Raw genomic sequence first — 16,488 nt, 5'->3', positions numbered from 1 at the left:
CGATTCCTCCTTTTCATTTAATGCTCCATACCAATTGATTTAGGATCCATTTCCACAAAATCTTCGCTTTCAATGTCATTAATATAAGCCAGCTGATGTCCAGGGAACCCCTTCATCCGCCAGCCATCCATATTAGTATTGCCACCGTAGATTGGATCCGCATATGCACCTTCTAACGTTGCCTGTCTTAATAGACGGAAGAAAAATTGAGATTCCACACCTCTCATTTTGATCTCATTATCTTGGAAAGCTGTTAAAATCTCATCCATTTGTTCGCCATTTAAATCAACAAACTTCGTGTCAAACCGACTTTGCGCTTCTTGTTGCATAAGCTGAATACCTTGTTGGAACATTTCATTTCGTTTTAATCGACTTTGATACCCTTGAGTAGGTTCTCCTTCGAAAAAAGGCCCTTGCATGTATTCTTTTGAATTTTCACCGTAACTGCCTGCTAGTTGACCATCAATAAAATAAGGCACACTTAAACCGATTGCACCTGGCCCTAAATCATCCTCAGGGAAAATTCGTTCAGTAGCTTGAGATAAAACTTCAAATTCTGCCATACTTTTAAAAAATGTTAATCCTCTTACGCTACTAGAAGAAGATTCCTTCGTTCCACCCGAAGTTCCAGGAGCATCTGTTCCCGTGTCTTTTGTATTCGTGTTAGCTCCGATTAAGCCACCAATAATTCCTCCACCGATTAAAGCACCAGTCGCAATACCTGAAGTTTTTAAGAAGTCTCGCCGTGAAAAATTCTTATCTTTTTCCGCCATTTTGCAAACCTCCCTTTTAAAATAAATATTAATTCTGAATATTCAATACTATACCTCTTTACACCCACTTTCCGCAACTCATCCTTAATATATTCTGAATTTTATGCCAACTAAAAAGGGCAAAAAAAGAGCCAAGGGAATGAACACCTCGGCTTTGTAGCAGTATTATTTTAGTTTAAGACTTTAATTGTAATGTTTTTGCGACCCCATTGTAGAGCTTCGCCTTGCGTTGGAATAAAGACATCAATCTTGTTACCTTTGATTGCGCCGCCAGTATCGCCAGCGATTGCTTCTCCGTATCCTTCAACCCAAACTTTAGAGCCAAGTGGAATAACAGTAGGATCAACTGCGATTACTTTTTGGTTTGGATTTGCACGAAGGTCGATACCTGTCGCTGTAGTTCCAGAACATCCTGCACAATAAGCTGTATAAGCTGTCGCAGAAACTGTCATTGTTTTACCAGATTGCGTTGAAGCCTGTGTTGGTGCTTTTTCAGCAGGCGCACTTGCTGGCGCTGGTGCTGGTGCTGTAGATTTCGCTGGTGCTGGTGCTGCAGTGCCGCCTTTAACGACAAATTGTTCACCAGGATAAATTAGATGACTTGAAACATTGTTCCAGCTCATCAAGCTGTCCACTGAAATTCCGTGAGCACTTGCGATTTTAAATAATGTGTCACCCGATTTTACTGTATATGTTGAGTTGTCTGATGTTGTTTTTGATGTTGCTTGCCCATCAATTTCGAGTGCTTGGTTTGGGAAGATTAAATCTGATGATAGATCGTTCCACCCTTTTAAGCTTTCTACTGATACGTTATTATCTTGCGAAATTCCCCATAGAGTGTCACCTGATTGAACTGTATATGACGATGAAGCGCTAGCTGTAGTAGCTGCTCCCACACTTAATGCTGCAATAGCAGTTAGTGTAACGATTTGCTTTTTCATAAATTGAAATTCCTCCTTTTCACTAACAGGAACGATCATAACACCTCGACATGTCAAGAACATTTCAAAACGACAGATAAAACATAACAATTTCATGACACAAAATTTCACTTTATTACAAAATGTAATAAAACTGATAACGTGTAGAAAAATTCAAAAAATCGACAGTAAACCGTTTAACTCCCAGAAATCAGTAAACATGAAAGAAACGAAAAGGAGAGAGATTGTTGAAGAATGTGACGATTTTTTTTTGGACTTCATTATTACTTTGTTTAGGCATGCTCGCTTGGGGTCTCGCTTCGCCAGAAGGTTTTAACTTGCAAACTTGCGAATGGACCTCTGCTATTTCAAGTACATTTGGTTGGTACTATCTTTAAACCGTATTCTTAATTTTGGTTGTCTGCGTATATTTGATCTTTTCTGGATTTTTGAATTTGAAGTTAGGTAAACCTAGCGACGAGCCAGAGTTTTCTCTTATCTCTTGGTTTGCGATGTTATTTAGCGCTTGAGTGGGCATGGGGTTAGTTTTTTGGACAACCGCTGAACCAATCTCTCATGCTTTCATCAAAGCTCTCAAGTCTGAGCTCGGATCAGATCAAGCGATTCAAGAAGCAATCCAATTCTCTTTTTTTCACTGGGCTTACACGCTTGAGCAATTTACGGCATTGTCGCATTAGTTTTAGCTTATTTTAAATTTCACAACGATGCACCGGGTTTGATTAGTGCTACACTTATTCCTTTATTCGGCAAAAAGTTAATGGCGGGTCCATTAGGAAAACTGATTGATACGTTAGCAGTCTTTGCGACTATTATCGGTGTTGCTTCAACACTTGGATTTGGATCTGCACAAATAAACGAAGGCTCGTCCTTTCTTTTCGGCACTCCCAATACATTTGCCTTCCAATTGGTAATTCTCGCGGTCACGACCGTTCTTTTCATCGGGTCTGCATGGTCAGGTAATTGGACGCGGGATAAAATATTTGAGTAACATCAATATGATTCTTGCTTTTGTATTGCTCCTATTGTTATTGATTGTTGGTCCTACACTTTATATTTCCAATTCATATCCCGATACAATTGGACGATATTTAACAAACTTCTTTTCCATGAGCTTTAATTTGGAACCGGTCAATGAAGAACAACGCACTTGGATCAATGGCTGGACCGTATTTTACTGGGCTTGGTGGATTTCTTGGGCTTCGTTTGTCGGAATCTTTATCGTCCGTATTTCTCGCGGCCGTACCATTAAAGAGTTTATGCTTGGTGTTTTATTGGTTCCTTCTTTAGTATGCTTTATCTTTTTCGCAGTGTTTGGCGTGTCTGCATTGAATCTTGAGCAAAACGGCATCGCTAAAATTTCTGAACACAGTATAGAAACAGCGGCTTTTGGCGTTCTGCAGCATTATCCACTTGGAACTTCGCTGTCATTTATCACAATGATTGTTATCGCGATTTTCTTTATCACTTCTGCCTATTCAGCAACATTCTTACTTGGCATGCAGACAACCGGAGGCATGTTAAACCCACCTAACCTCGTTAAAATTACGTGGGGTATTATTCAATCCTCGGTTTCCGCTATCGTCATTTACACAGGCGGTACGCAAGGTTTTCAAAATGCCTTGATTATTGCGGCTTTGCCATTTTCAGTTGTTATCCTCTTAATGGGTGTGTCCTTTCTTAAGGTTGCTGCACAAGATCCACTTGTTAAAAGTTCTAAAAAACAATAAAAAATCCGTTGCCTATTGAAGGCAACGGATTTTTTGGTTTTATTTAAATACGCTCGTACTGTGTAATGGTTGAACTTTTGACTTTGGATCTAAGTAAGATTTTGCGTTGTTGATAGCTGTTGGTGCTTCACCAAAACCTACTGCGATCAGTTTAACTTTCCCTTCGTACGTTGCAATGTCTCCCGCAGCGTAAATGCCCGGAATGCTTGTTTCCATTTTAGAGTTAACGATGACTGAGTTTTTATCCATCTCAAGACCCCACTCTTTAATAGCACCTAGGGAAGTAATATTGCCATAGTTGCAAATTACATGGTCTACTTCAAGACGTTCTTCATTTCCTTCTTTGTCAATTAGAACAAGCTCACGGACTTGACCGTTTTCGCCGACTAATTCTTTTACGCCAAAAGGTTTTTTTACTTCTACTTTTGATGCCATCAAAACATCGATATTCGCTTCGTGTGCAGTCATTTTCTCTCTGCGATGGCTTAACGTTACATGCGAAGCGACGTTTTCAAGCATCATCGACCAGTCGACTGCTGAATCACCGCCACCTAAAACAACCACTTTCTTATCGCTGAAGACCGTTAAATCTTTTACTCCGTAATGAAGCGATTTCCCTTCAAAAGCTTCGCACCCATCAACTGCTAGTTTACGCGGTTGGAATGCACCGACTCCTGCTGTTAACAAAATCGCTTTTGAATAATGAAGGCCTTTGTCTGTTTGTATCACAAAATGATCTCCGTGACGCTCAGCAGCTGTTACGGTTTCCTCTAAACAAATTTCAGGGTCTCCGTATTTTGCTTGTTGGACTAAGTTGTCTACTAAATCTTTTGCTAATACTTTGGGAAATCCACCAATGTCGTAAATGAATTTATCCGGATATAATTCAGTCAATTGTCCACCTAGTTGTGGCAAACTGTCTATGATTTTAACTTTCATTTTGCGCATACCGCCGTAAAAGGAAGCAAACAAGCCCGTTGGCCCGCCGCCGATAATCGTTATATCAAAAACTTCGCGTTCTTCCATTTATAACACTCCTAATCTAATCAGTAACTATATCCTATCATATTCCCCCCGGTTTCACGCCATTGGACTTATGACGGAAATTAAAAAAATAAAAGTTTGAATACTCTATCTTTTATCTTTAAACTAAAGCTTGGGTACATAGGAAAGGATGAATGCAGTGGACTTAGGAATTAAAGAAAAAGTAGTAGTTGTCATGGCTTCTAGTAAGGGACTCGGCAAAGCGATTGCACTCGAGTTTGCTAAAGAAGGCGCAATTGTCATTATCTCTAGTCGAAATCAGCAGACGCTTGATGAGACGGCAGCTGAAATCAAAAAAAATTCTAGCAATCAACAAATATTCTCACACGTTTGCGATGGCTCTAAAGAACAAGACATCCTCAATTTGTTTCAATTTGTAGCCGATCAATTTGGCCGTGTTGACGTTTTGGTCAACAATACAGGTGGTCCAAAAGCTGGTGGGTTTGATGCCGTTGAAGATGCTGACTGGTACCAAGCTTTTGAACAAAATTTATTGAGCTACATTCGCGCGTCTCGCGCAGTTCTTCCTTATATGAAGAAACAACAATTCGGACGCATCATTAACGTTTCCTCTTCTTCCGTTAAAGAAGTCATTGATGGATTGATCTTGTCGAACACTTTCCGTGCAGGAATGGTTGGTTTTGCAAAAACTTTGGCGCGTGAAGTTGCAGGCGATAATATTTTGGTCAATACTGTCGGCCCTGGGCGATTTGCTACAGACCGCGTCGCTGAACTCGATCAAATTGCTGCAGACAAACAAGGTGTTTCAATCGAACAAATTGTTGAAAAAAGCAAAACAGCGATTCCAGCTGGACGCTACGGGGAGCCTGAGGAATTTGCCAAAATCATCGTTTTTCTTGCATCTTCGGCTAACTCTTTTTTAACGGGACAATCGCTCGTTGTGGAAGGCGGATCATTAAAAGCATTGTAATGTGCCAAATGATTATACAGCCACCTCAAAAATCGATATACTAGAAAATGAACCTATTATAAAGGAGATGTTTTAACATGGCTAAAAAAGGACACATCCACATGGAAAATGGCGAAATCATCGAATTCGAACTTTTCCCAAATGAAGCACCAAACACTGTTGCAAACTTTGAGGACCTTGCAAACTCAGGTTTCTACAATGACGTAACATTCCACCGCGTAATTCCTGGCTTCGTAAGCCAAGGCGGCGACCCTACTGGTACTGGTGCTGGCGGCAGCGGCAAAACAATCAAATGTGAAACTGCAGGCAACCCACACAAACACCAAGCAGGAAGCCTTTCAATGGCGCATGCAGGTAAAGATACTGGCTCAAGCCAATTCTTTGTCGTTCACGCACCACAACCGCATCTTGACGGCGTTCACACTGTTTTCGGACAAGTGACTTCAGGACTTGAAACTGCTAAAGCGATGAGCAATGGCGACAAAATGACAAAAGTTCACGTTTTTGACGAAGAATAAAAACAATTGAGCTCGACCGAACTGGATTTTCATCCAGTTCGGTTTTTTGTTTGATGTTTTATTCCATATTTTTGAAATACTGTCGGGTTTGCGTTGAATACTGTCCGAATGGAATGAAATACTGTCGGATTCGAATAGAATACTGTCCAAATCATAGCAAATACCGTCCAAACGCAAAAATCCACAAAAAAAATACGCCCGCAGGCGCATCTTTTATAACACTTTACTTAAAAACGCTTTTGTTCGTTCATGTTGCGGATTGCCAAACAATTCTTTCGGCACATTTTCTTCCACAATATAACCTCCATCAATAAACAACACGCGATCGCCCATTTCAGCAGCAAATCCCATTTCGTGTGTCACAACGACCATGGTCATACCTTCTTGTGCTAATTGCTTCATAACATCTAGCACATCGCCTACCATCTCAGGGTCAAGTGCAGAAGTTGGTTCATCAAACAACATGATTTTCGGATCCATCGCCAGTGCGCGAGCAATCGCCACACGCTGCTTTTGACCACCAGAAAGTTCACCTGGATAAGCTTTTGCTTTTTCACGAAGTCCAACTTTGTCCAACAGTTCATAAGCCTTTTTCTCCACAGCTTTTCTGTCGCCTTTTTTCACTTTCATTGGTGCTAAAACAATATTTTCCAGTACCGATTTATGAGGAAACAAGTTAAATTGTTGAAATACCATTCCAACATCTTGACGAATTTGGTTGATGTCTATTTTCGGATCTGTAATATCCGTTTCTTCAATAAAAACATGTCCTCCTGTAATTTCTTCAAGTCGGTTTAAGCAACGTAGAAACGTACTTTTCCCCGAACCAGATGGACCAATGACACAAATGACTTCTTTTTCTTCCACAACCGTACTGATGTCTTTTATAACTTCCAAATTGCCGAATGATTTTTTTAAGTTCTCTACTCGAATCATAGTCATCGTAATACAAACTTCCTTTCTACATAATTCGCCAGCATGGAGAGCAAGTAAATAACGACGAAGTATATAATTCCTAGGATTAAGTACACATTAAAAGCGTCAAACGTGGCGCTGGCCTGAATCCGACCTTCTTGCGTCAAATCTGCTACGCCAATGACCGACAGCAAAGATGTATCTTTTAATGAAATAATCGCTTGGTTCGTAATCGTTGGCAGCATGCGTCTAAAAGCTTGCGGCAATACGATATAGCGCATGTTTTGTGTTGAATTCAAACCTAGCGAACGTGCTGCTTCTGTCTGTCCTTTATCAATCGATTGAATACCTGCACGAATGATTTCCGAGAAATAAGCACCTGCGTTAATCGCTACTGTTACAATTCCTGCAGTAGTATTATCCAAAGAAATAAAAGCTAAAGAGTTCAAACCAAAATATATAAAGAATAACTGGACGATAAATGGTGTACCTCGAATAGCATCAACAAAGATTTTTGCAATCCAATTTAAAATTTTCAAAGGTGCTAGTCTAAACAGCGCAACAATTAAACCAATTAAAAATCCAAGAACAATAGCAATTGCAAATATATATAACGTTACTTTCAAACCTTCCATTAAATACGGAAAGGCATTAATAATTGTATCCATTTTTACATCTCCTTTGAATAAAAAAATGCAGCGCGCTTATGCGCGCTACATTTATTTTTTATTCTGCAATATACTTCGCTAAAATTTCATCGTATTTACCGCTGTCACGCAATTCTTGAAGACCTGTGTTGATTTGCTCAAGAACTTCTGCGTTTTGACCTTTTAATACAGCAATTCCGTACTGATCTCCAGTTAAACGATCTCCTACTGTTTTTAAAGAAAGTCCACTTTCAGCAATTGCATAAGCGATAACTGGGTAATCTTCTAACAATACTGCTGCATTGCCGTTTGAAACTTCTTGGAACATAGATGGGCTATCTTCGAATTGTGCTACTGTGTAACCATATTCTGCTTCGTTATCACGAGCAAATTGAGCACCAGTTGTTCCACTCTTAACCGCTACTGTTTTGCCTTCTAGATCGTCTAAAGATGTAATTTCACTGTTATCTTCTGCTACAACAAGAGACAAACCTGCATCAAAATAAGGATCAGAAAAGTCTACTACTGCTTTACGCTCATCTGTAATACTCATACCAGCAATTGCCACGTCCAATTGATCTGCTTGCAAAGCTGGGATAATTCCGCCAAAGTCCATTGGGCTGAATTCAATTTCGAAACCTTGGTTTTCAGCAATCGCTGTAATCAAGTCAATATCAATTCCTGTATATTCACCGTCTACTTCAAACTCGAAAGGTGGATATGTTGTATCGATTCCTACTTTATACGTTTTTGCGTCACTTCCGCCGTCCTCACTTGTTGTATCTTCACTCTCGTCGGATCCACAAGCAGCGATCACGAGCAGCATTGCCATAAGTAGTGCTAAAAGACTCCATTTTTTCATTTTAGTTCCCCCTTGTTTTCTATCATTGACCTTACTAAATCTTAATATATCATAATTTTCTCAATTTCAGAACCTTTGATAAAAAATAACTGAAATATTACGAAACGAATCAGTACTAAAGTTCTTTCTTACTAGAAACTTCTCTTTTTTTACGCAATCGATTAAACAAACGGAAGTTATGAACCAAGGTTTTCAAAACTGCATATGTTGGAATTGCAATTAAAATTCCGACAAACCCATATAATGCCCCAGCAATCATTAACAGCAAAATAATTGTCAAAGGGTGGATGTTTAAGCGATTCCCCATAATGTTCGGCGTGACTAAATTCCCTTCAATTTGTTGAACAACTAGCAACACAAGGATAACCTTCATCACCATCCACATATCTCCGCTTGTTAATGCTACAAACAATGCGGGAATAATCCCAATAAGCGGACCTAAAAACGGCACAATAATTAGAAACATCGCAAAAATCGCCAAACTCAAGGCATAGTCCAAGCCAATAATAAGATATCCGATATACATCAAAGTTCCCACTACTGCAGCTACAAAAGCTTGACCGAGGATAAACGAAGACAAAGTTTGGTCGACATCTTTTAGTATCTTTCTGCCTTCCGATTTATGCTCTTCTGGCAAATATTTAGTTAAATGAGGGATAAACTTGTCATCGTCCTTTAATAGAAAGAACAAGACAAAAGGCACAACGATTAAGACAATCACGATATTCATAAGCATGGTTAAAATGTTCATGACGTTATCCAATAAACCTTCTGAAAGATTTTCTAAATAATCCAAAGTCCATATCCGAATTTCTGAACCAGTCACTCCCGCAAATTGAAAATTAGCCAAAAAATGATCCGATTCTTCGGTCACTTCTTCAACTGTTTCTGGCGCTAAGTTTACCAAACTATCAACTTGTTTAGTAATAACAGGTCCAAAAAAGTACAGCAAAAGAGTTGCGGTTAAAGCAATGATTGTAAAAATGATTCCGATTCCTGCAATTTTCGGTACAAACCGTGATAGCCAATTTACAAAAGGTCGCAATAAATAATAAAAAAGACCACCTAACAAGACTGGAGCAAAAATAGTCGCAATAATAATTTGTATAGGTTCTAAAGCATAATCAATTTGCCCTAAGAAAAACAACGTGATAGCAACGAGCAATATAGCTGTTGTGTATTCAAAAAACGGCTTTCTAATCCACATATTTTTTTCCTCCTTTCCTTATTTACGCCTTAAATTTCAGCATATAAAAGCGAAAGCAAAACTCACTTTGCTTTCGCTTTCGGTTATCTCTTATTTATCTTCTTCAAGCTCACGCATTTCTTTATGAGTTTGTGGAAATCCATTAGCCTGCCATTCATCGCGGTAAATAGAATCCAATTGCGATAAGCCTTGTTCAGCAGAGTCATCTAATGCATCGACACTTTCACGTTTGTCGATTTCCGCGCTGTTGTACATATCTATGTCTGGTTCCACACGAACAGTATTTTTCTCCTGGTAAGCTCGGTAAACAAAAATACCTGAAGCAGCTGCAAGTGCACTACCAATCAATGTGTTCATTGTTGATTTTTTCATGTAAATTAATCCCTCCAAAAAATATATACTCGCTTCCTCCTTATATACCCCTTTTTTGTTTTTTAAACTGGCTCAGCTAAACTTGTACTTGGCGCTATAAAACTTACTTGAAAGTAGCTTTTTCATCATTCGTATACCAACGCATAAAAATAATAATTTATTATTTTTATAACAATATTTTGTTACAATATCCCTTTTATTGTGGTAAAATGAGATCAAATAGGGAGGGATAAATATGAAGACTTTTTTGTCTTTAATTGCAGCTGCCATCCTGATGTTCAGTATGTTTTTAACTCCCGCCAACGCGATTGTTTTGTTTGATGATGTAAATGCCGACCACCCGTTTGCTTTTGAAATTGCTTACCTTTATGAAGAAGGCATCATCAATGGTTATCCCGATGGCACCTTCAGACCAAATGACCCTGTCACTCGTGCTCATGCCATTGCGATGATTGGACGAGCTGTGTATTTAGACGACACTGCCCGCTCGACCGGTTTTAGAGATGTTCCTTCAAGTCATCCGTTTTCCGGTTATATTGCTTCAGCTGCTGAAAAGGAAATCATTTTTGGTTTCCCGAATAACTATTTCCGTCCTAATTGGACTGTTACTCGTGGACAGACTGCCGCCATGCTAGACAGAGCTTTCTATTTCCCAAAAGCTCCAGCCAATACGTTTACAGATATGACGAAAAAACATTTTGCATTTAATGCCGTATCACGTCTTGCTTATCAAGGCGTTGCACGCGGATATCCGGACAACACGTTCCGGCCTGACGTTCCAGTGACTCGTGCACAATTTGCTGCATTTCTGGCTCGTGCTGTTGATCCTGTATTCATCCCTGAAAAGCAGAAATTGCTTTCTACAGCCAATAAAATTTTGGCTGAGCTAAAAGCAAAAGACTTTGCTGACGTAGCTACTTATGTAAGTTCTGCAGACGGATTGACCTTCTGCCCTTACAGCGGTGGATGTCTCGATAGCGGCGGTGTTACTTTTACTAAAACACAGCTTCCAAACTTCATGACCAACTCCAATGATTATTTATGGGGGTACCAAGACGGTAGCGGCTTTGAGATCAACTTAACGCCTGCTGAGTACTATGATCAATATTTGATGAATGCGACTTATACCGACAAAGATCGGTATGGAAGAACGACTCAACCAACCGCTCATGAGTTTATCCATCAGCTCTATCCTAGTGCGATGATTGTTGAATACCATTACCCAGGAACAGAACAATACGATGGAATGGACTGGCAAAGCCTGAGTATGGTATTCGAGAAAAACAGTAGCGGTAAATGGATACTCGTAGCGATTATCAATGATCGCTGGACCATTTAAGCGCTAAAATAAAAAATGCCTGGCGACTTTATTTGCCAGGCATTTCTTCGTTTTCTTTAGCTTGTATTAACAACTGTGTTAAAGCAGCTTGGAACTTCTCATTATCTTCGGACTGCCGTTTTTTCGGTCCTTTCATCCTGCCGCCGCCTTGGCGAATCTTCTTCGCGACATGGCGACCGTGAAGCAATTGTTCGATATTTTCATCCGAATAAACGCGACCGTTTTGATCAATCGGTATCCCGCGTTTGGCAAGAACCATTGCTGCAAGCCCATAATCTTGCGTCACCACAATATCGCCTTTTTTCACTCGGTTTACAAGAACAAAATCCACAGCATCTGCCCCTTTCGATACTGTGATGGTCTCTGCACCTTCTCTATGCATTTCGTGGGAAGTATCGCAAATCAAAATGACGGGTAAACGATAAACTTTCGCCAAATCAATTGTTTGTGACACAACCGGACAACCGTCTGCATCAATTAGAATTTTACTCATCACGCTTTACCCCCTCCACCATTTCATCCACTAGTTTTTCAGCCGCTCTTCTATAAAGATTGCTCGTGTGCACTAGTGATGCAATTAGTAGGACACGCTCTAATTCTTCTGAACCCTCAAAGCCGGCTACTTGTTCGGCAGCTTTTTCCGCTTGTTGTGTTAGTCCAGTCTCAAAAAATGTTCTATTGTTTTGCTGAAGGTTTAAATAGCTTTGATAAAACTGTTCAAGGTCTAGCTCTTTTTGTTCTGCTTTTTCATTGATGCCATCTAATACTTGCTTGACGTCATTGATCGATAATGCGCTTTTCATCTGATAAATCAAGCTGATGAGCATAATGTGATCCCGACTGTACTTTTTGTTTTGAATGGGATAAAACAATTTTCCTTTTGCGTAATTATTAATCATGGTTTTAGTGAGAATTTTTTCATCTGGATGTCGTTTTGTTTCTGCGAAACTGGATTCAAACAATTGAATTACTTGATCAATATACAAATCAATTTTTGGAATGTCTTCTGGCAAAACTTGATTGTGAAAAGCCATTTCTTCGATTAGTCTATTTGCGTTTCCGATATGCACTCACGCTCCCCGAGGTATTTCATACTCGCTATTTTACATCATTATCAATAATTCTCCAAACTTGACTACATTATATAATGCGAGTATCTTTATAAGTAGTTTCGATAACTACATATAGTGAGGAGCTTTTCATATGAACACATACATTCGAGAACCATTTAACGCTTTATCCCATTTAGTAGGAGCTTTATTGTCTTTGGCTGCCTTATTGGCAATGGTCATTAAAACTGCTTATGCCGATCAACCGGCTTTACACGTAGCAGCTGTCTCCATTTTTGGCATTAGCTTAATCTTTTTATACAGTGCTTCAACCATTTATCATTCAGCCCTTTCTCAGCCTTACATTATTGCCTTTTTACGAAAACTCGATCACTCGATGATTTTCGCCTTAATCGCAGGATCTTATGCACCTTTTTGTCTCATTGCGCTTGGCGGTACACTCGGATGGACCTTGTTTTCGCTTGTGACTGTGTTAGGACTCAGCGGAATCTTCTTTAAAATGGTTTGGTTCCATTCCCCGAGATGGCTATCTACTGTGATTTACATCGCAATGGGTTGGATTATCATTTTTGCAGTCGTGCCATTAGCAAATACCCTTTCTTTAACAGGCTTACTTTTACTTGTTGCTGGCGGAGTTTCTTATACAGTTGGTGGTATTATTTATGGCATTAAACCAAATTCCCTGTCTTCCAAACATTTAGGGTTTCACGAAATTTTCCACCTTTTTATTCTTTTCGGTAGCCTTTGTCATTTCTTATCCGTTTACTTTTATGTGCTATAACATGAAAAAAGGGTGCACAAATTTCTTTGTGCACCTTTTAGCTTATTAAGAAAATCTATAAGTATTGTTAATTAGGCTGAGTCTCTTGTTTTGATGCAATCCACATATAGTAAAACACAACGAGAATCACAAACACTCCAAGCATTAAGTAGAGATTAGAATAACCGGAAATTCCCGCGATTAACCCAAGCAACACTGAGCCAATGGCAATCCCGCTATCATAAAAGGCAAAGAAAGTACCTGTAGCATAACCACTACGATGCTTATCAGCCGCCTGTATGGCAAGGCTTTGAAAACTCGGCAATAAGGTTCCATAACCAAGACCAATTAACGCTCCTGACAATAGCAGCATCCATGAAACTTCTGTAAAGCTTAATGTGATCAGTCCCACACCAAAAATAACAATCGAAGGAATAATGACAACTTTAGGTCCTATAGCATCAAACAACCTCCCCGTAATTGGTCGAACAATTAGCATCGCCATTGCATATACAAGAAAGAAAAAACTTGCGGTTTTGATGAGCCCTAACGATTCCGCATAGACAGAGATAAATGCGATAACACTGGCATACGCAAATGCGATTAAAAAACCAACAGTTGCAATTGGCATCGTTTTTTTCTCTAAAAAGTCGTTGATCGACAATTTATGTTTTGGTTTTTTACTATAGGGTTCTTCATTTACTTGAACAGCTAACGCACATAAAAATCCGATAATGATAATAACCGCAAGGACGATAAAAATAATGTGTGCTGATACATATTGTTGCAAGGTTAATACTATAAAAGGACCAACAACTACCGCTAAGTTCATCGCAATGCCATAATAGCCCAAACCTTCACCGCGTCGCTCTGGTGGAATAATGTCCGCCGCTATCGCTCCTGCTACAGTCGTTAACAAGCTAAACCAAATACCGTGGAAAAACCGCAGCCATAAAAGTGACGTGAAACTACCCACAAATAGATAGAGTATCGTACTAACAGCAAACAGAAGTACTGAAATTAGCAACATTCTTTTTTTGCCGAATTTCTCCAAAATCATCCCTGACAAGAAACGCATAATGATGGCAGACAGCAAGAATACGGATATTACTAATCCTGCTTCTGTAGCTGTGCCTTTTAAATCGTTTAGTACATAAAGTGGCATATATGTTAGCAATGCATAAAAAACGACAAAAACAAAAAACGTGCTGATTGAAATATTAACAAAACTTTTTGTCCAAATTGGTCTTTTTTCAGTCATTCATTACATCTTCTTCCTAAAATTATTGTCCGATTTTTTTCAGTAACGAGAGGAGCTGATCTTGCTCTTCCTCTGAAAGACTCGATACCATCTCTTCCTCTACGTGCTGAATCCGCTTTTCGATTGCTGGTAAATTTTGTTGCGCAAAAGGTGTTAAGTGAACAATTCTTGCTCGCTTATCGTGACCTTCTTCTCGAAACACCCATCGGCTTTCCTCTAGACGAGCGATAGTCCTCGTAACGGTTGGTGCTTCCACATTCAAATACTGCCAAATTTCTTTTTGTGTCATCGCACCAAATTGCTTTAAACAAAAAAGAATAGACCATTGCGAACTATATAATTCAAACTCTTTTAAAGCATCATTGACCTCTTTAATCGATAAGCGGGATTTTTGGTGAATTTCATGAAACAGTAAATTTTTCATCAGTCTCATCCTCAACTATTATTTACCTAAGTAAGTATATTCTCTTTTATTGGACTAGTAAAGAAACTTGGTTTGGAGACCGAATAAAAAAAGCCGTTTTCAAAAGCACACGGCTTCAGAGTCTAGACAAAAAAGGCTATTTTTCTATCATAAAAAAAGGGAGTTCCACACTAGCGACGGCGCGTCCACGGGGTAGGCGAAGCTAGAAGACAGGTGGTTTTTCTGGCTTCTGGCGGGAGCCATCCCCAAAGCGACCGGAGCGATTTGTTTCCAACAAAAAAGCCTGTAGTGTCCTCGAATAAATCGAGTTCATCTACAAGCTAAAACCGTTTTCAAAAGAAAACGGTTTCTCTCATTATTAAATTAACAACCCTTGTTTTTTTGCATCAAATAGTAATTCTTCACGGAACTTAGGATGCGCTATTGCTGCTAGACGTTTAGCACGTTCTGAAATGGAAACGCCGTGTAAGCGAGCAACGCCGAACTCTGTAACAATATTGTCCACATCATTTTTGCCAGTCGTTACGACAGACCCTGGCGTAAGATGAAGCTTGATACGGGATAACGTATCGTCCTTAGCAGTCGACGGCATACAAATATAACCTTTGCCATTTTCAGCAAAACGAACACCGCGCGCAAAATCAACTTGGCCTCCACTTGACGAATAATATTTACCTCCAACAGTTTCAGAAGCACATTGCCCAAACAAATCAACTTCTGTCGTTGAGTTAATGGAAACGATATTTTTTTCTTTCGCAATTTCTCGCGGATCGTTCACCACACTAACTGGCAAAAATTCTACTGCCGGATTATTGTTGATAAAGTCATACAAATTTTTAGATCCAAAAGCGAAAGTGGCAATAATTTTTCCAGGGTTCGTGAATTTCCGTGTGCCATCTACTGCTCCTGCAGCTACCAAACCTGCAACTCCATCTGGCAACATTTCTGTATGAATTCCTAAATGCCGATGATCTTTTAACATGCTAATAACGGCATTGGGCACAGAACCGATTCCAATTTGTAGTGTGTCTCCGTCTTGAATGTCTTGAATAATGTTAGATGCGATCAATAAATCCCGATCGCAAACTTCTGGAATTATTTCTTCTGAAAGAGCTCCATGATGCTCTACATAACCTGAAATTTGGCTAATGTGGATTTGGTTGCGACCAAATGTCCGCGGCATGTTTTTGTTTACTTCTAAAATAAACGGCACTTTGCCTATAAATTCAGCAACATAATCAGCCTGTGTTCCTAACGTGAAATATCCGTGTTCATCCATCGGCGACGCGACTGTCAAAATCATCGACATTTTCGTCGTTTTTCGGAGCAGACGAGGCACTTCATGAAAGTTATTCGGAACCAAATCTATTTTTGCTTGTTGATATACTTTACGTGTGGCACCACTAAGAAAATACGAAACATGTTTTAATTGCTCGATTTCACCTTGAATGTATGACCGTGATCGTAAAGCCAACATTTGATGAATTTTTACTCCCTCTAGTTGCTCAGCGTTTTCTTCTAATATATCTAGTAATCGGATCGGTTCTCCGTTGGCGATTGGAATAATCAAATCCGCATTTTTATCGATTAAATTTACAACTTCTTGTGGCGTTAAGTGCTTGTCCATCTTATAACCCCCTGCTTTTTCACTCTATTCTAACTTTACCATATATTCTGCAGGGTCATTTATTACTTAA

At 39.4% G+C, this 16,488-nt stretch carries 17 protein-coding genes and 1 pseudogene; 5 read left to right on the top strand and 13 right to left on the bottom strand.

The window, feature by feature from the left end; all coding sequences use genetic code 11:
* Positions 1-17: 17 nt before the first annotated feature.
* Positions 18-773 (bottom strand): gluconate 2-dehydrogenase subunit 3 family protein, encoded by a 756-nt coding sequence (locus BBI08_RS02000; protein WP_008498685.1) that lies wholly within the window; start codon positions 771-773, stop codon positions 18-20.
* Between the two features lie 170 nt (positions 774-943).
* A complete protein-coding gene (locus BBI08_RS01995; RefSeq protein WP_008498684.1) occupies positions 944-1,714 on the bottom strand; it encodes a 3D domain-containing protein in 771 nt (256 codons plus the stop codon).
* A 227-nt stretch (positions 1,715-1,941) separates the two neighbouring features.
* On the opposite strand from BBI08_RS01995, the pseudogene BBI08_RS01990 reads away from it, so the two are divergent.
* Positions 1,942-3,441 (top strand): annotated as a pseudogene (locus BBI08_RS01990) (BCCT family transporter).
* A gap of 39 nt (positions 3,442-3,480) precedes the next feature.
* On the opposite strand, the gene BBI08_RS01985 reads toward BBI08_RS01990, so the two are convergent.
* Complete coding sequence (locus tag BBI08_RS01985) at positions 3,481-4,467, bottom strand: NAD(P)/FAD-dependent oxidoreductase (RefSeq protein WP_065528438.1); 987 nt, start codon at positions 4,465-4,467, stop codon at positions 3,481-3,483.
* A 157-nt stretch (positions 4,468-4,624) separates the two neighbouring features.
* Between BBI08_RS01985 and BBI08_RS01980 the strand changes: the two genes are divergently transcribed.
* Together BBI08_RS01980 and BBI08_RS01975 are read left to right on the top strand one after the other, a co-directional pair.
* Positions 4,625-5,416: an SDR family oxidoreductase gene (locus BBI08_RS01980; RefSeq protein WP_008498683.1), complete on the top strand. Its 792-nt coding sequence runs from the start codon at positions 4,625-4,627 to the stop codon at positions 5,414-5,416.
* A 77-nt stretch (positions 5,417-5,493) separates the two neighbouring features.
* Positions 5,494-5,934, top strand: coding sequence for a peptidylprolyl isomerase (locus BBI08_RS01975; protein ID WP_008498682.1), 441 nt, complete (start codon positions 5,494-5,496; stop codon positions 5,932-5,934).
* Between the two features lie 213 nt (positions 5,935-6,147).
* On the opposite strand, the gene BBI08_RS01970 is transcribed toward BBI08_RS01975, so the two are convergent.
* The 5 genes from BBI08_RS01970 to BBI08_RS01950 all read right to left on the bottom strand — a co-directional run bounded on the left by BBI08_RS01970 (position 6,148) and on the right by BBI08_RS01950 (position 9,937).
* Positions 6,148-6,876, bottom strand: coding sequence for an amino acid ABC transporter ATP-binding protein (locus BBI08_RS01970; protein WP_065528437.1), 729 nt, complete (start codon positions 6,874-6,876; stop codon positions 6,148-6,150).
* Complete coding sequence (locus BBI08_RS01965) at positions 6,873-7,517, bottom strand: amino acid ABC transporter permease (RefSeq protein ID WP_008431290.1); 645 nt, start codon at positions 7,515-7,517, stop codon at positions 6,873-6,875. Before BBI08_RS01965 ends, BBI08_RS01970 begins: the two co-directional genes overlap by 4 nt.
* A 58-nt stretch (positions 7,518-7,575) precedes the next feature.
* Positions 7,576-8,358 carry a transporter substrate-binding domain-containing protein gene (locus BBI08_RS01960; protein ID WP_008498680.1) on the bottom strand — a complete coding sequence of 261 codons (783 nt, stop codon included), beginning with the start codon at positions 8,356-8,358 and terminating at the stop codon, positions 7,576-7,578.
* Positions 8,359-8,473: 115 nt separating this feature from the next.
* Complete coding sequence (locus BBI08_RS01955; RefSeq protein WP_008498679.1) at positions 8,474-9,565, bottom strand: AI-2E family transporter; 1,092 nt, start codon at positions 9,563-9,565, stop codon at positions 8,474-8,476.
* A 90-nt stretch (positions 9,566-9,655) separates the two neighbouring features.
* Positions 9,656-9,937 carry a hypothetical protein gene (locus BBI08_RS01950; protein ID WP_008498678.1) on the bottom strand — a complete coding sequence of 94 codons (282 nt, stop codon included), beginning with the start codon at positions 9,935-9,937 and terminating at the stop codon, positions 9,656-9,658.
* 235 nt (positions 9,938-10,172) lie between these two features.
* On the opposite strand from BBI08_RS01950, the gene BBI08_RS01945 reads away from it, so the two are divergent.
* Complete coding sequence (locus BBI08_RS01945) at positions 10,173-11,276, top strand: S-layer homology domain-containing protein (protein WP_008498677.1); 1,104 nt, start codon at positions 10,173-10,175, stop codon at positions 11,274-11,276.
* Positions 11,277-11,304: 28 nt separating this feature from the next.
* Here BBI08_RS01945 and BBI08_RS01940 read toward each other — a convergent pair whose 3' ends face one another.
* Together BBI08_RS01940 and BBI08_RS01935 are read right to left on the bottom strand one after the other, a co-directional pair.
* Positions 11,305-11,769 carry a YaiI/YqxD family protein gene (locus BBI08_RS01940; RefSeq protein WP_040851094.1) on the bottom strand — a complete coding sequence of 155 codons (465 nt, stop codon included), beginning with the start codon at positions 11,767-11,769 and terminating at the stop codon, positions 11,305-11,307.
* Entirely contained in the window at positions 11,762-12,346 is a 585-nt protein-coding gene (locus BBI08_RS01935) for a DUF1836 domain-containing protein (RefSeq protein ID WP_237146564.1), read from the bottom strand. The genes BBI08_RS01940 and BBI08_RS01935 overlap by 8 nt, the downstream gene beginning before the upstream one ends.
* A gap of 133 nt (positions 12,347-12,479) precedes the next feature.
* On the opposite strand from BBI08_RS01935, the gene trhA reads away from it, so the two are divergent.
* A complete protein-coding gene (gene trhA, locus BBI08_RS01930) occupies positions 12,480-13,127 on the top strand; it encodes a PAQR family membrane homeostasis protein TrhA (protein ID WP_008498672.1) in 648 nt (215 codons plus the stop codon).
* Positions 13,128-13,194: 67 nt separating this feature from the next.
* On the opposite strand, the gene BBI08_RS01925 is transcribed toward trhA, so the two are convergent.
* From BBI08_RS01925 to BBI08_RS01915, 3 genes are all read right to left on the bottom strand, one after another.
* Positions 13,195-14,367, bottom strand: a complete 1,173-nt coding sequence (locus BBI08_RS01925) for an MFS transporter (protein WP_008498671.1) — start codon at positions 14,365-14,367, stop codon at positions 13,195-13,197.
* A gap of 22 nt (positions 14,368-14,389) precedes the next feature.
* Positions 14,390-14,791 carry a MarR family winged helix-turn-helix transcriptional regulator gene (locus BBI08_RS01920; RefSeq protein ID WP_008498670.1) on the bottom strand — a complete coding sequence of 134 codons (402 nt, stop codon included), beginning with the start codon at positions 14,789-14,791 and terminating at the stop codon, positions 14,390-14,392.
* Positions 14,792-15,149: 358 nt separating this feature from the next.
* Positions 15,150-16,418, bottom strand: a complete 1,269-nt coding sequence (locus BBI08_RS01915; RefSeq protein WP_008498669.1) for an acetyl-CoA hydrolase/transferase family protein — start codon at positions 16,416-16,418, stop codon at positions 15,150-15,152.
* Positions 16,419-16,488: the final 70 nt, after the last annotated feature.

Origin of the sequence: Planococcus halocryophilus (assembly GCF_001687585.2) — a bacterium.
GTDB lineage: Bacteria > Bacillota > Bacilli > Bacillales_A > Planococcaceae > Planococcus > Planococcus halocryophilus.
The sequence above is the reverse complement of the archived record's forward strand: the minus strand, read 5'-3'. Positions and strand labels throughout refer to the sequence as shown.